The organism is Streptomyces triticagri (assembly GCF_003429565.1).
Classification (GTDB): domain Bacteria; phylum Actinomycetota; class Actinomycetes; order Streptomycetales; family Streptomycetaceae; genus Streptomyces; species Streptomyces triticagri.
Genome location: NZ_QUAK01000234.1, coordinates 24,966 through 39,259 on the forward strand (window position 1 = coordinate 24,966; position 14,294 = coordinate 39,259).

Below are 14,294 nucleotides of genomic sequence, written 5' to 3' on the forward strand. Positions count from 1 at the left end.
CGCCCGTACCGCCGACCAGGCGGTTCGCACGGACCGACCGGACGCCGGCACCCGACGCCGCGCCGGAATCGGCGGCCGCCACAGCCCACCGCCACGCCATCCCATCTCCGCCAGGCCGGGCGGACAGCCGGACGGAAAGCCAGTCTCATGCTGAACTTCATCGCACGCCGGATCGCGGCAGGTGCCGTGCTCCTGCTCGTCATCTCCGCCTTCACCTACCTCCTGCTGTCCGTCCCCGACATCGACGTCGGGCGCCAACTCCTCGGCCAGGGCGCCGATCAGCACGCGGTCGACGCCAAGAACACCGCTCTGGGACTCGACCGGCCCGTGATCGAGCAGTACGCCGACTGGCTGGCGCATGCCGTACGCGGCGATCTGGGTGTCTCGTGGTTCACCAGTGAGGACGTCGGGACGGCGGTCTCGGGACGGCTGCCCGTCACCCTGAGCCTCGTCCTCGGCGTCACCGTCGTGACGACCGTCCTGTCGTTCCTGCTCGGTGTCTGGGCCGGAGTGCGGCGCGGCGCCGTCGACCGGGCCGTGCAGATCATCGGGGTCGCCGGATATGCACTGCCCGGCTTCCTCGTGACGCTGATCCTCGTCCTGGTCTTCGCCGTGCAGCTCGGCTGGTTCCCCGCCATCGGCTACACCCCGTTCACCGAATCGCCCGGCGGCTGGCTGTCCACGGTGACGCTGCCGGTCCTGTCCCTCTCCGTCGCCTCGGTCGCGGGCGTGTCCCAACAGGTGCGCGGCGCCGTCATCGACGTACTGCGCCAGGACTACGTACGCACGCTGCGGACCCGCGGCCTGACCACCCGGCGCATCGTCCTCAAGCATGTGCTGCGCAACGCCTCCGCGCCCGCGCTCACGGTGCTCGGCATGCAGTTCGTCGGGCTGCTCGGTGGCGCGGTCCTGGTCGAGCAGATCTTCGGCCTGCCCGGCATCGGCAGCATGACCGTCGCCTACACCACGCGCGGCGACATCCCCGTGATCATGGCGCTCGTCATGCTCACCGTCGTCGGCGTCGTCCTCATCAACCTCGCCGTCGACATCCTCATCGGCTGGCTCAACCCGAAGGCGAGGGTCGCATGAGCGAGAACCTCCCCGCGACCACGGCACCCGAGCCCGGCGCCGACACTCCGCAGGTACGCCGCACCGGCACCGTCCGCCGAGTGCTGCGCAACCCGCTCGGCGCGCTGTCCGCCCTGATACTCGCCCTGTTGGTGCTCGCCGTGCTGCTCGCCCCGCTCCTCGCGCCGCAGGCGCCCGGGGCATCCACCCTCAGCGAGGCCTTCGCCCAGCCCAGCGCCGCCCACCCGCTCGGCATGGACTCGGCGGGCCGCGACATCCTCTCGCGCATCCTGTACGGCGGCCGCGGCACCCTCGGCGGCGCGGTGCTCGCCCTGGCGATCGCCCTCGTGCTCGGGGTACCCAGCGGGCTGTACGCGGGCTACTACGGCGGCCGGTTCGACGCGGCCGCCGGCTGGATCGTGAACCTGGTGATGGCGCTGCCCGCGATGGTCGTACTGCTCGCGTCCCGGGCCATCCTCGGCCCCCGGGTATGGGTCCTGATGGTGGTGCTCGGCGTGCTCGTCGCGCCCAGCTTCTTCCGCCTGGTACGTGGCATCGTGGCCGACATCCGCGGCGAACTGTACGTGGACGCCGCGAAGGTCTCGGGCCTCGGCGACACCCGCATCGTGGCCCGGCACGTGCTGATCGTGGTGCGCGGCCCGGTCATCATCCAGGTGTCCCTGGTCGCGGGCATCGCCATCGCCCTGCAGGCCGGGCTCGAGTTCCTCGGTATCGGCAGCACGTCCTCGGCCACCTGGGGCGCCATGCTCAACGAGGGGTTCCAGAACATCCAGCGCGCACCCCGCCTGATGCTGTGGCCCGGACTCGCCCTCGGCCTCACCAACGCGGCGCTCGTGCTGCTCGCCGGCGCCATCCGCGACGCCCTGGACGACCGGGCCGGCGCAGCCCGCAAGCGCAGCCGCCCTCGTAAGGTGCGGGGCCGCCCCGCCGGCATCGAACCCGCCACCCGCACCGCCTCGCTCGCCGACGCCACCGGGCGCTCCCCGCTCCTCTCCGTACGGGACGTGGTCGTCGCCTACGCACAGGCGGACGGCACCGACAAGCACGTCGTGCACGGAGTGGACCTCGACGTGCACCCGGGCGAAATCGTCGGGCTCGTCGGCGAATCCGGATCCGGGAAGTCGCAGACCGCGTTCGCCGTGCTCGGCACGCTGCCCGAAGGGGGCAGGATCGCCCGCGGCAGCATCACCGTCGACGGCCGGGAGATCGTCGGACTGCCCGAACGCGAGCACCGCACCCTGCGCGGCCGCACCCTCGCGTACGTCCCGCAGGAGCCGATGAGCAATCTCGATCCGGCCTTCACCGTCGGCAGCCAGCTCGCCGAACCGCTCCGCCACCACCTGGGCCTGTCCCGCGCCGAGGCCGCCGCGCGCGCCCTCGAACTGCTGCGCATGGTCGAGATCCCGAACCCTGAGCAGGTGCTGCGGCGCTACCCGCACGAAATATCCGGCGGCATGGCCCAGCGAGTGCTCATCGCCGGCGCGATGTCCTGCGAACCCGACATCCTCATCGCCGACGAACCCACCACGGCACTCGACGTCCGGGTCCAGGCCGAAGTCCTCGACCTGCTACGGCGGTTGCGCACCGAACGCGGCCTCGGCGTCCTGCTCGTCACCCACAACCTCGGCGTCGTCGCCGACCTCTGCGACCGCGTCGCGGTGATGAACGCGGGCCGCATCGTGGAGACCGGCGACGCCGCGGACGTCCTCGACGCCCCGCAGGACCCGTACACCAGGACCCTGCTGTCCGCCGTGCTCGACGACGCCCCCGCACGTCCCGCCTGGCAGCCGCACCCGAGCACAGCAAGGACCGCCACCGCATGAGCATGCAACCGAGCAACCACCCGGCCGCCCACCGCGAGGTCTCCGCGGCCGACGCCCTGCTCTCCGTGGACCGCCTCCGTGTCAGCTTCCCCGGCAAGGGCCGGCGCGCGCCCGCCACCGAGGTCCTGAAGGGCGTCGACCTCGCCATCAGGCCCGGTGAGACCCTCGGCCTTGTCGGCGAATCGGGGTCGGGCAAGTCGACGATCGGACGCGCCGTGCTCGGGCTCGCCCCGGTCACCTCCGGCACCGTCACGTTCGCCGGCCGGCGCATCGACCGGCTGAGCGCCCGCCGCAGGCGCGGGCTCGCCCGCGATCTCCAGGTCGTCTTCCAGGACCCGTACACCTCACTGAACCCTTCGCGCACCGTCGGCGACACCCTCGCCGAACCGCTCATCGCGCAGGGGACCGCTGCGGGCGCCTCCCGGGAACGGATCGCCGATCTGCTGGGGCGGGTCCAGCTGCCCGCGGACGCCGCGTCCCGGCTGCCCCGCGAGTTCTCCGGCGGCCAGCGCCAACGGGTCGCCATCGCACGGGCGTTGGCCCTCGACCCGCGCCTGATCATCTGCGACGAGCCGGTGTCCGCACTCGATCTCACCACCCAACGCACCGTCCTCGACCTGCTGTTGGAGATCCAGGAGGCCACCGATGTCGCTTACCTGTTCGTCTCGCACGACCTGTCCGTGGTCCGGTTCATGAGCCACCGGGTGGCCGTCATCCACCACGGCGAGATCGTCGAGACCGGCGACGCCGCCACCGTCACCGGCACGCCCAGCCATCCGTACACCCGCACCCTGCTGCTCGCCTCACCGGTGGCCGACGTCGCCGAACAGCGCCGCAGGCGGGCGGCCGCCGACCGGGTGGCGAAGAAGGAGCAGCAGACATGACCACGAGTGCTTCGCGCCGCGAAGGAGCCACCATGCCCGGCAGCCGACCCAACTTCGTCTTCTTCATCCCCGACCAGCTGCGCGCCGACGCGGTCGGTGCCTTCGGTAACCCGTACGTGCACACTCCGCACCTGGACGCACTGGCCGCGGGCGGGACCCGGTTCGACAACGCCTATGTCCAGCATCCGGTCTGCTCGCCCAGCCGTGCCTCCTTCCTCACCGGCTGGTACCCGCACACCGGCGGCCACCGCACCCTCACCCACCTCATCCGGCCGGACGAGCCGAATCTGCTGCGCAGCCTCAAGGAGGGCGGCTACCACGTGGCCTGGCCCGGCCTGCGCGGGGACACCTTCGCGCCCGGGGTCACCGAACTCAGCGTCGACGAGCACGGTTTCGGCGTCCTGCCCACGGTGCTGCCCACCCTTCCGCGGGTCGAGAGCTGGCCCGGCGGAGAGGAATGGGCCCGCCTCTACTACCAGGGCCGCACGGAGGACGACGACGGCCGGATCGACTCCGACGAGGCCACCATCCGCACGGCACTCCAGTGGCTGGAGAATCCCCCCGAGCAGCCCTGGGCGCTCTTCGTCCCGCTGATCGCTCCGCACTGCCCGTTCGGGATCGAGGACCCTTGGTTCTCCCTGCACGACCGGGACGTCCTGCCCCCGCCGGTGCCCGCCGCGGACGACTCCGACCGGGAGCCGGCGTACATGCGGGCGATCCGGGAGCGCTTCGGGATCACGGACACCTCACCCGCCATGTGGCGGGAGATCACGGCCACTTACTACGGGATGATCTCCCGGATGGACGATCAGCTCGGCCGTGTCATGGCCGCCGTGGACTCCCGCGGACTGCGCGACGACACGGTCACCCTGTTCTTCGCCGACCACGGCGAATACCTCGGCGACTACGGGCTGATCGAGAAGTGGCCCTCGGCCATGCACTCCTGCATCACCCGCGACCCTCTGGTCATCTCCGGCGGTGGGCTGCCGTCCGGGCAGTCCACGGATGCCATGGTCGAGCTGCTCGACATCGTGCCCACGGTCCTGGAACTGGCCGGACTCGAGGCCGGCCACCGGCACTTCGGGCGCAGCCTGCTGCCCGTCCTGGAACGACCGGACACGGAGCACCGCCGATTCGCCTTCACCGAGGGCGGGTTCTCCAGCGACGAGGAACCGCAGTTCGAGATGGCGGGCTTCCCCTACGACCTCAAGGCGGCGCTCCAGCACGAGAATCCGCGGCTGGTCGGCCGCGCGATCGCGGTGCGAGACAAGGAGTGGTGCTACGTCTGGCGGCTGTACGAGGAGCCGGAGCTGTACCACCGTCCCAGCGACCCGGACGAGCGGGTCAATGTCGCCGGGCGGGACGAATATGCCGGGGTGGAGGCGCGGATGCAGCAGGCGCTGCTGCACTGGCTCGCCGACACCTCGGACGTCATTCCCGCCGAGCCTCATCCGCGTTATCCGCGCGTCGACCTGCCCGTACCCGCCGGGCGCCCGCGTCCGGACGGCGCGGTCGAGCGCGCATCGGAACACCTCGAAAGGGTCTTCGCGCACCTGAGGAACACCGGCGCTGTCTGAGCGCGCCGGACCCGGCCGGGAGCGGCTCCGACTGCTCCCGGCCCACCTGCCCCGGCCCTCTCGCCCCACCTGTCGCACACAGTCCGGCCGCGGGGCCCCCGGGCCCGATGCGGCCGGTGGAGGACTCCATGAACGCCGTCATCCCCGCCCCTGCCACCACCGTCGACAGCGGTGGCGCACCGCTCACCGCAGGCAACTGGCACATCCGGTCCGATCCCGGACTGCGGGCCGAGGCCGACACACTGCGCGAACTGCTCGCCCCACACCTCGGCCCCCGGCTGCTGCCGCCGGGCTCCACCGACGAGGGCCATCACCTGTGGCTGACCAGCAGTCCGACACCGACGACGGGCCCCCGAACCCCGGTCGGCGTCCCGCCCTCGGGTCACGATCGTCCCGTGGACGAGTCGTACGAGATGCGGGTCGACGCCGACGGAATCACCTGCCGGGCGCACACCGCGACGGGTGCCTTCCGCGCCGGTGTCACCGCGGCCCAACTCCTGATCACAGGCCCGGACTTGATTACGCGTCAACAGCTCACCGACGCACCGTACTTCGCCTGGCGCGGCCTGATGCTCGACCCTGCCCGCACCTTCCTGGACGGCACGGAACTCCGCCGTCTCATCGACCTCGCAGCGCTCTACAAACTCAACGCCGTCCACCTCCACCTCACCGACAACGAGGGCTGGCGGCTCGAGATCCCCGGCTTCCCCGGCCTGACACCGGCACCGGACACCGCGGACGCGAGGCGTACGTATTACACGCTCACCGAGTACCGGGACCTCCAGGAGTACGCCGCCCGCCGGCACATCACCCTGGTCCCCGAGATCGACCTGCCCGGGCACTGCGCGACCCTGCGTGCGGCCGTGCCGGGACTCCCGGACGCACCGGCTCCCGAGGGCCTCGCCGGCAGGTACCCGTTCGTCCCGCCGCTCGACCTGACCGACGCCCGCACCCGCGAGGTCGTCGCCGCCGTCCTCGCGGAGGTCTGCGCGGCCACCCGAGGCCCCTTCGTACACATCGGCGGAGACGAGGCCTTCGGCGCCACGGAGCAGAGCCTCGCGGCGTCGGTACGTGAACTGCGCTCGCTGGTGGGCAAGTTCGGCAAACGCCCGCTGGCCTGGCAGGAGGCCTCCCGGGCCGGGGTCGAGCCCGGCGACGTACTGCAGCACTGGGTGGATGTGGCGATGATGGACCTGCCGGACACCGCGGACGGACTCGCGGACCGGCCCGAACTCCTCGCCGCCGGGCACACCGTGGAGCGGATCCGCGCACTCAAGCGCTTCTTCGCGCCCTCCGACCACGACGTGGCACGGATCCTGGCCGGCGGTGGACGGGTGCTCCTGTCGCCGCAGTCCCACCTCTATCTCGACCGGCCCTACGCGGCCGAGGTCACCCCTGCCGACTGCCCGCCCGAGCGGACCGGGCTCGGGTTCCCCAACTACCGTCCGGGCAGCACCCGTTGGGCCGCATCCTGGACGCCTGCCGGGCACGGCATCCCCGAGGAGCGGATCGCGGGGGTCGAGGCCACCCTCTTCGCCGAGCGCCTGCGCGGCTTCGACGACGTCACCACCCTTCTACTGCCCCGGCTCGCCGGGGTGGCCGAGGCGGCCTGGAGCGGAGCCGCCCCCGACTGGGAGTCGCACCGCGAACGCCTCGGGCGGCATGCGGCCCTCTGGCGCGCGCGGGGCCTCGCGTACTTCCCCGACAGCGAGATCCGCTGGCACTGAAACCCTCGGCGCGGGACAGGACTGACGGTGCTGACACGGCTGAACTTCCCGACACCGTCCCGCACATGGCGAAGCCCCGGTGACGCGTCACCGGGGCCCGCCACGTACCGGCGTCAGGAACCGGCAGGAGTGTAGTTGTAGATCGACGGCACTCCCATGCCGGCCTGCGGCACCACCTTGACGCCGTCCCCGGCGACCAGCAGGAACTTCATGCGGTAGAAGGGCGCGAACCAGGCCTCCTCCACCAGATGCCGGTTCAACTCCTTTGCAGCCGCGGCGGATTGAGCCTCCGTACCCGACTGCATCCGCCCGAGGAGTCGCTTCACCGTCTTGTCCGTGGAGCCGAACATGTTGAACGTGCCCGGCGTCACGAGCTCCTGCGCGGTGACCCAGTCGGTGTCGGACTGGCCCATGTTCATCACCATCGCCGAGTAGGCGCGGTCGCGGTAGATCTTCTGCACCGCGCTGCCACCGTCCAGCTCGTCCCAGGTCACCTTGATGCCGACCTTGCCGAGGTCGGTCTTGACCGAGGACGCGATCGCGTCACTGACGATCGCGGACACCCTCGGCAGCTTGAGCGTGAAGCCCTTGGCATAGCCGGCCTCGGCGAGCAGCTTCCGCGCCTTCGCCGGATCGTGCCGGTAGTAGGAGTCGAGCTCCTTGTCGTAGGCCTCGGCGCCGGTGCCGAAGATCTGGTCGGTGGCCTCGCCGCGACCGCGGCGGATCTTCTCCACCATGGTCGAGCGGTCGAGCGCGTGGTTGATCGCCCGGCGCACCTTCGCCTCGCGCAGCGCCGGGGTGCGCACGCCGCCCCGGTCGAAGAGCAGCAGGCCCTGGAAGTCGAAGGTGTACTGCGTGGTGGTGAGGCCGGCCCCGGAGCCGATCGCCGTCTGCTGGTTCGCGTCCTGCAGGGTCGCGCTGTCGATCTGCCCGGTCCGCAGGCCGTTGACGATGGCCGTCTCGTTGTCGAAGACACTGATCGTCAGGGTCTTGAACGGGAGTTCGTCGTCCCAGTAGTCCGCCCGGCGCTCGTAGACGTAGCGGTTGCCGACGGCGGTCTTCGCCTTGTCGAGGGTGTACGGACCCGTGCCGACCGGCGTCGTACGGAGCGAGTCGCCGTCCAGCTTCGCGGGGGAGGCCATCAGGCCGGCCGCGTCGCTGAGGTAGAAGAGCAGCGCGGGCTCGGGGGCGGACAGCTTCAGGGTGAGGTGGGTGGCGTCGGTGACGTCGACCTCGTCCAGCATGTTCAGGTACTTGGCGCCGCCTCCGCCGCCCTTCTTGAAGTGCTGCAGATTGGCCTTGACGGCTTCGGCGTCGAACACGGTCCCGTCGCTGAACTTCACGCCCTTGCGCAGGCTCAGGGACAGCTCGGTCCGGCTCTTGTCGTACGACCACTCGGTGGCCAGCATCGGGCGCATGCTGCCGTCCGGTGCTCGCTTGATGAGGGTGTCGTAGACCGGCTGGAAGTACGGCAGATTGCCGCCGAGCGCGTCGGCCGGGTCCAGGCTCTGCGCGCGGGTGAGCGTCGCGATGTTCAGCTCCGCCGTCCCGGTCGCGCCCGGAGCGCCGCCGCCCCCGCAGCCCGCGAGAGCGAACGCGGCCGCTGTGGCAACGGCGACGGCGGCCCCGGACCTGGTGGCGTACCACTTCATGATCTCTCCGTCTTCAGGGCCGGGACGCGGGTCGCCGGCGATCGTGGCAGGGCACGGCACGGGAGATCCCGATGGGCTGCCCTTCACGAAAACCGTAATGTGATCGGTTTCTGCGCGTCAATGGCTGCGCGACGTGGGAGCGTCGATGGCCCAGCCGCTCCTGAAGCCGGAGCCTCGGCAGCCGTGATGACGAGTCGTCGAGTCGTCGCAGGTGTGAGGCCGCGTACTCGACGGAGGGGCGGCCCTCAGCGGTGGATCGGCAACGGTGTCGTCTCGGTGAGACGCCGGCCCGTGCCGCCCCAGCGGAGCGCGATGATCTCGGCCATGATCGCCACGGCCGTCTCCTCCGGCGTACGCGCGCCGAGGTCGAGGCCGATGGGGGAGGCGAGGCGGTCGAGCTCGGCCTCCGCGACCCCGGCCTCCCGCAGCCGGCGCAAGCGGTCCTCGTGCGTCCGGCGGCTCCCCATCGCCCCGACATAGCGGGCGGGTGTACACAGCGCACGCTGGAGCAACGGCACGTCGAACTTGGGGTCATGGGTGAGGACGCAGATCACCGTGTTCTCGTCCACCGTGGTGGAGTCGAGATACCGGTGCGGCCAGTCGACGACGAGTTCGTCCGCGTCCGGGAAGCGCCGGCGCGTGGCGAAGACGGGGCGGGCATCGCAGACCGTGACGTGGTAGCCGAGGAACTTGCCGATCCTCGCCACCGACGAGGCGAAGTCGATCGCCCCGAACACCAGCATCCGCGGCGGCGGTGCGAAGGACTCGACGAACACGGTGACGTCGTCGAGCCGTGACTGGCCCTGCCGCCCGAGGTGCACGACGTCGGTGCCGCCACCGGCCAGCAGCCCGCGGGCCCGCTGGGCCACGGCTGCGTCCAGGCCGGTATCGCCGAGCGTCCCCTCGGATCCGTTCGGCGTGACCACGAGCCGACCGCCGGGAGCGGGCGCCGTCTCGGGCTCGGCCGCACCACCGTCGGCGGGGAGCGGCGAGGCCACCGCGACCGGCTGCCCGCGCCCGATCGCCGCCAGCACGCCCGCAAGTCCGGGGAAGCGCCCCGCACCCGCCGGCCGTATGAGGATCTCGATGATCCCGCCGCAGGTCAGGCCCACCGCAAGCGCATCGTCGTCGCTCACTCCGTACGTGACCGCGACCGGCTCCCCCGACTTCAGGACCTCCCGGGCCAGCTCGTACACCGCACCCTCGACGCATCCGCCCGAGACGCTCCCGATGACCTCGCCGTCCTCGGCGACCGCGAGCGAGGAACCGGGCCGGCGGGGCGCCGAGCGCCACGTCCTGACCACGGTCGCCACCGCGAAGCGGCGCCCGTCCGCGAGCCAGGAGGCGAGGCCCTCCGCGATGTCCCGCATCGAGGTTCGCCTCCTTCGGCAGTGACCGCCGCGCGGACGGTGAGCGCCCCCGAAAGGGCCTCGGCGGTGCTCCGCACACGACGGATCCGGCGCCGTGCAGTCCGGCGTCCCCGGATCATGCGGAGCCGGCGCCTCGCATGTCAACGGCCGCTTAAGCATTCGCTTAAGTGGACGCGGGACACGATGCGGAGTGAGTTAAGTGAATGCTTAAGCCGCCGTTGACACCCCCGTCCCCGCGGAGGCGCAATGATCCCCTGACAGCGGCGCCCGAGGCGCCCGGCCGGTCGCCGGGCGAGACAGGGGAGTGCGGCATGCAGGTACCCGCTCCGTTCGAGTACCAACGGGTGAGCACGGTCACCGAGGCGGTCACGCTTCTCGACCGGCTCGGCGACACCGCGCGCCTGGTGGCCGGCGGACACAGCCTCATCCCGATGATGAAACTCAGGCTCACCAACTTCGAGTACCTGATCGACATCAACGAACTGCACGACGAGCTCGGCTACATCCGCAGCGAGCCCGGACCCGACGGTGCGCCGGGCCGGATCCGCATCGGCGCCATGACCCGCCACCGCGAACTCCTCGAGTCCGACGAACTCGCCGCCGCCTTCCCGATCTTCCGCGACGCCGAGCGAGTGATCGCCGACCCGGTCGTACGCAACCGCGGCACGCTCGGCGGCTCCCTGTGCCAGTCGGACCCCTCCGAGGACCTGTCGGCCGTGTGCACCACGCTCGACGCATCCTGCGTGATCCAGGGCCTGGATGGTCAACGCGTGGTGTCGATGGACGAGTTCCACCAGGGCCCGTACGAGACCGCGGTGGGCGACGCCGAGATCCTCACCGAGGTCCGCTTCCCGGTCCGTCCCCGCGGATCCAGCGCGTACGAGAAGGTGGAGCGGCGCGCCGGCGACTGGGCGGTCGTCTCGGCGGGCGCGGGCGTCTGGCTCGACGAGAGCGGACTCGTCGAGGACGCCCGCGTCGGGCTCGCCGCCGTCGGACCCAACACCGCGGGCATCCCGGGGATCGCCGACGCCCTGCGCGGACAACGCCCCACCGAGGAGCTCTACGCGCGCGCAGGCGACATCGCCGCCGAGTCCTGCTCCCCGGTCACCGACCGGCGCGGCAGCGCCGAGTACAAACGGCATCTCGCGCGCGAGCTGACCGTACGCGTACTGCGCCGGGCCGTCGCCCGGGCCACCGGACAGGAGGTGTGACCGTGCAGGTCACCATGACCGTCAACGGCGAAGAGGTCACCCGGGAGATCGAAGGCCGGCTGCTCCTCGTGCACTTCCTGCGCGACCACCTCCAGTTGACCGGCACCCACTGGGGCTGCGACACCAGCAACTGCGGCACCTGCGTGGTGCGCCTCGACGGCGAACCCGTCAAGTCCTGCACGGTGCTCGCCGCCATGGCGGGCGGCCACGAGGTGCGCACCGTCGAGGGCCTGGAGCAGAACGGCGAACTCGACCCGGTCCAGCGCGGGTTCATCGAGTGCCACGGACTGCAGTGCGGATTCTGCACCCCCGGAATGATGATGACCGCCCGCGCCCTGCTCGACTCCGACCCCGACCCGTCCGACGAGGAGATCCGCGAGGCGATCTCCGGCCAGATCTGCCGCTGCACCGGCTACGCCACCATCGTCCGCTCCATCCGCTGGGCCGCCGCCGAGGAGGCCGGCACCCGGACCACGGCCCCCGACACCGAAGCACCTGCCGCCGAGCAACCCGCCGGCGAAGAACCCGTAGCGACCACCACGGGGAGCGCGTCATGACCACCGTCGCCCCCAACGGCAACCGCACCGCGTTCGTCGACAACGACCGCAAGCCGAACGGGCACGGACGGATGCTCCGCAAGGAGGACCCGCGCTTCGTCCGCGGCAAGGGCCGCTACGTCGACGACCTCCAACTGCCCGGCATGCTGCACCTGGCGATCCTGCGCTCGCCGTTCGCGCACGCCCGCATCACCTCCGTGGACACCACCCTCGCCGAGGCCCACCCCAAGGTCCGCCTGGTGGTGACCGGCGCGATGCTCGCCGAGAAGGGCCTGGCCTGGATGCCGACCCTGTCCAACGACGTCCAGGCAGTGCTCGCCACCGACAAGGTCCGCTTCCAGGGCCAGGAGGTCGCCTTCGTCGTCGCCGAGGACCGCTACGCCGCACGCGACGCGCTCGAACTGATCGACGTCGAGTACGAACCGCTCGACCCGGTCATCGACGTACGCGGCGCCCTGGCACCCGACGCCCCCGTCATCCGCGACGACCTGGAGGGCAAGAACGACAACCACGTCTTCGACTGGGAGACCGGCGACGCGGCCTTGAGCGAGGAGGTCTTCCGGCGGGCCGACGTCGTCGTCTCCGAGGACATCGTCTACCCGCGGGTGCACCCGGCCCCGATGGAGACCTGTGGCGCGGTCGCCGACTTCGACGCGGTCGACGGCAAGCTCACCCTCTGGTCCACCACCCAGGCCCCGCACGCCCACCGCACCCTGTACGCCATCGTCGCCGGACTGCCCGAGCACAAGATCCGGGTCGTGTCACCGGACATCGGCGGAGGCTTCGGCAACAAGGTGCCGATCTACCCGGGTTACGTCTGCGCGATCGTCGGCTCGCTGCTCACCGGCAAGCCGGTGAAGTGGATGGAGGACCGGGCCGAGAACCTGATCAGCACCGGATTCGCCCGGGACTACCTCATGCGCGGCGAGATCGCCGCCACCCGCGAGGGGAAGATCCTCGCCATCCGCACCCATGTCCTCGCCGACCACGGCGCGTTCAACGGCGTCGCCGCCCCCGTGAAGTACCCGGCGGGCTTCTTCGGCGTCTTCACCGGCAGCTACGACCTGGAGGCGGCCTACTGCAAGATGACGGCCGTCTACACCAACAAGGCCCCGGGCGGCGTCGCCTACGCCTGCTCGTTCCGCATCACCGAGGCCGTCTACCTGGTCGAACGGATCGTGGACTGTCTGGCGCACGAACTGGGCATGGACCCGGTCGAGTTGAGGATGAAGAACTTCATCAGGCCCGAGCAGTTCCCGTACCGCACCAAGACCGGCTGGGTCTACGACTCCGGCAACTACGCCCCGACCATGGAGCTCGCCAAGGACCTCGCCGGCTACGACGCCCTGCGCGCCGAGCAGGCCGAGAAGCGGGCCCGCGGCGAGATCATGGGCATCGGTGTGTCCTTCTTCACCGAGGCCGTCGGCGCGGGCCCCCGCAAGGACATGGACATCCTCGGCCTCGGCATGGCCGACGGTTGCGAACTGCGGGTGCACCCCACCGGCAAGGCGGTCGTACGGCTCTCCGTACAGACCCAGGGACAGGGCCACGAGACGACCTTCGCCCAGATCGTCGCCGGTGAACTCGGCATCCCGCCCCAGGACATCGAGGTCGTGCACGGCGACACCGATCAGACCCCGTTCGGACTCGGCACCTACGGCAGCCGGTCCACGCCGGTGTCCGGAGCGGCGGCCGCCCTGGTCGCACGCAAGGTCCGCGACAAGGCCAGGCTGATCGCCTCCGGGATGCTCGAGGTGTCGGTCGCCGACCTGGAGTGGGACGAGGGCACCTTCCGGGTGGCGGGCGACCCCGAGGCCTCGGTCACCATTCAGGACATCGCGATGAAGGCGCACGGCGCCGGGGATCTGCCCGAGGGGATCGAGGGCGGCCTCGAAGCGCAGATCTGCTACAACCCGGAGAACCTCACCTATCCGCACGGCGCCTACATCTGCGTCGTCGACATCGACCCGGGCACCGCGAAGGTGACCGTACGGCGCTTCGTGGCCGTCGACGACTGCGGCACCCGCATCAACCCGATGATCATCGAGGGTCAGGTGCACGGCGGCCTCACCGACGGAGTCGGCATGGCGCTGATGGAGATGATCGCCTTCGACGAGGACGGGAACTGCCTCAGCGGCTCCCTGATGGACTACCTGATCCCCACCGCACTCGAAGTGCCCGACTGGGAGACCGGGTTCACGGTCACACCCTCACCGCACCATCCGATCGGCGCCAAGGGCGTCGGCGAGTCGGCGACCGTCGGCTCGCCCCCGGCGATCGTCAACGCCGTCGTCGACGCGCTCGCCCCCTTCGGCGTCCGGCACGCGGACATGCCCCTGACGCCCTCGCGGGTGTGGGAGGCGATGCAGGGCCGGCCGGAGCCGCCGATCTGAGCGGGCACCGG

Annotated in this window: 10 protein-coding genes; 8 read left to right on the plus strand and 2 right to left on the minus strand. The window is 71.1% G+C overall.

Going from position 1 to position 14,294, the window contains the following annotated elements; all coding sequences use genetic code 11:
• The first annotated feature begins 147 nt into the window (after positions 1-147).
• The 5 genes from DY218_RS31440 (at position 148) to DY218_RS31460 (ending at position 7,100) form a co-directional block, all read left to right on the plus strand.
• Positions 148-1,089, plus strand: a complete 942-nt coding sequence (locus DY218_RS31440; protein WP_128559575.1) for an ABC transporter permease — start codon at positions 148-150, stop codon at positions 1,087-1,089.
• Positions 1,086-2,912: a dipeptide/oligopeptide/nickel ABC transporter permease/ATP-binding protein gene (locus DY218_RS31445; RefSeq protein ID WP_128559576.1), complete on the plus strand. Its 1,827-nt coding sequence runs from the start codon at positions 1,086-1,088 to the stop codon at positions 2,910-2,912. Before DY218_RS31440 ends, DY218_RS31445 begins: the two co-directional genes overlap by 4 nt.
• Before the next feature lie 2 nt (positions 2,913-2,914).
• A complete protein-coding gene (locus tag DY218_RS31450) occupies positions 2,915-3,796 on the plus strand; it encodes an ABC transporter ATP-binding protein (protein ID WP_128559701.1) in 882 nt (293 codons plus the stop codon).
• Complete coding sequence (locus DY218_RS31455; RefSeq protein WP_199566914.1) at positions 3,793-5,373, plus strand: sulfatase-like hydrolase/transferase; 1,581 nt, start codon at positions 3,793-3,795, stop codon at positions 5,371-5,373. The genes DY218_RS31450 and DY218_RS31455 overlap by 4 nt, the downstream gene beginning before the upstream one ends.
• A 128-nt stretch (positions 5,374-5,501) precedes the next feature.
• A complete protein-coding gene (locus DY218_RS31460; RefSeq protein WP_128559577.1) occupies positions 5,502-7,100 on the plus strand; it encodes a family 20 glycosylhydrolase in 1,599 nt (532 codons plus the stop codon).
• 113 nt (positions 7,101-7,213) lie between these two features.
• On the opposite strand, the gene DY218_RS31465 is transcribed toward DY218_RS31460, so the two are convergent.
• Positions 7,214-8,752, minus strand: a complete 1,539-nt coding sequence (locus tag DY218_RS31465) for an ABC transporter substrate-binding protein (protein WP_128559578.1) — start codon at positions 8,750-8,752, stop codon at positions 7,214-7,216.
• A gap of 245 nt (positions 8,753-8,997) precedes the next feature.
• Entirely contained in the window at positions 8,998-10,122 is a 1,125-nt protein-coding gene (locus DY218_RS31470; protein ID WP_128559579.1) for an XdhC family protein, read from the minus strand.
• Positions 10,123-10,433: 311 nt separating this feature from the next.
• On the opposite strand from DY218_RS31470, the gene DY218_RS31475 reads away from it, so the two are divergent.
• Genes DY218_RS31475 through DY218_RS31485 form a run of 3 tightly spaced genes read left to right on the plus strand, consistent with a single transcriptional unit; the run spans position 10,434 to position 14,283 of the window.
• Complete coding sequence (locus DY218_RS31475; protein ID WP_128559580.1) at positions 10,434-11,333, plus strand: FAD binding domain-containing protein; 900 nt, start codon at positions 10,434-10,436, stop codon at positions 11,331-11,333.
• Positions 11,330-11,890: a (2Fe-2S)-binding protein gene (locus DY218_RS31480; RefSeq protein WP_325052037.1), complete on the plus strand. Its 561-nt coding sequence runs from the start codon at positions 11,330-11,332 to the stop codon at positions 11,888-11,890. The genes DY218_RS31475 and DY218_RS31480 overlap by 4 nt, the downstream gene beginning before the upstream one ends.
• Positions 11,887-14,283 carry an aerobic carbon-monoxide dehydrogenase large subunit gene (locus tag DY218_RS31485; RefSeq protein ID WP_128559581.1) on the plus strand — a complete coding sequence of 799 codons (2,397 nt, stop codon included), beginning with the start codon at positions 11,887-11,889 and terminating at the stop codon, positions 14,281-14,283. The genes DY218_RS31480 and DY218_RS31485 overlap by 4 nt, the downstream gene beginning before the upstream one ends.
• Positions 14,284-14,294: the final 11 nt, after the last annotated feature.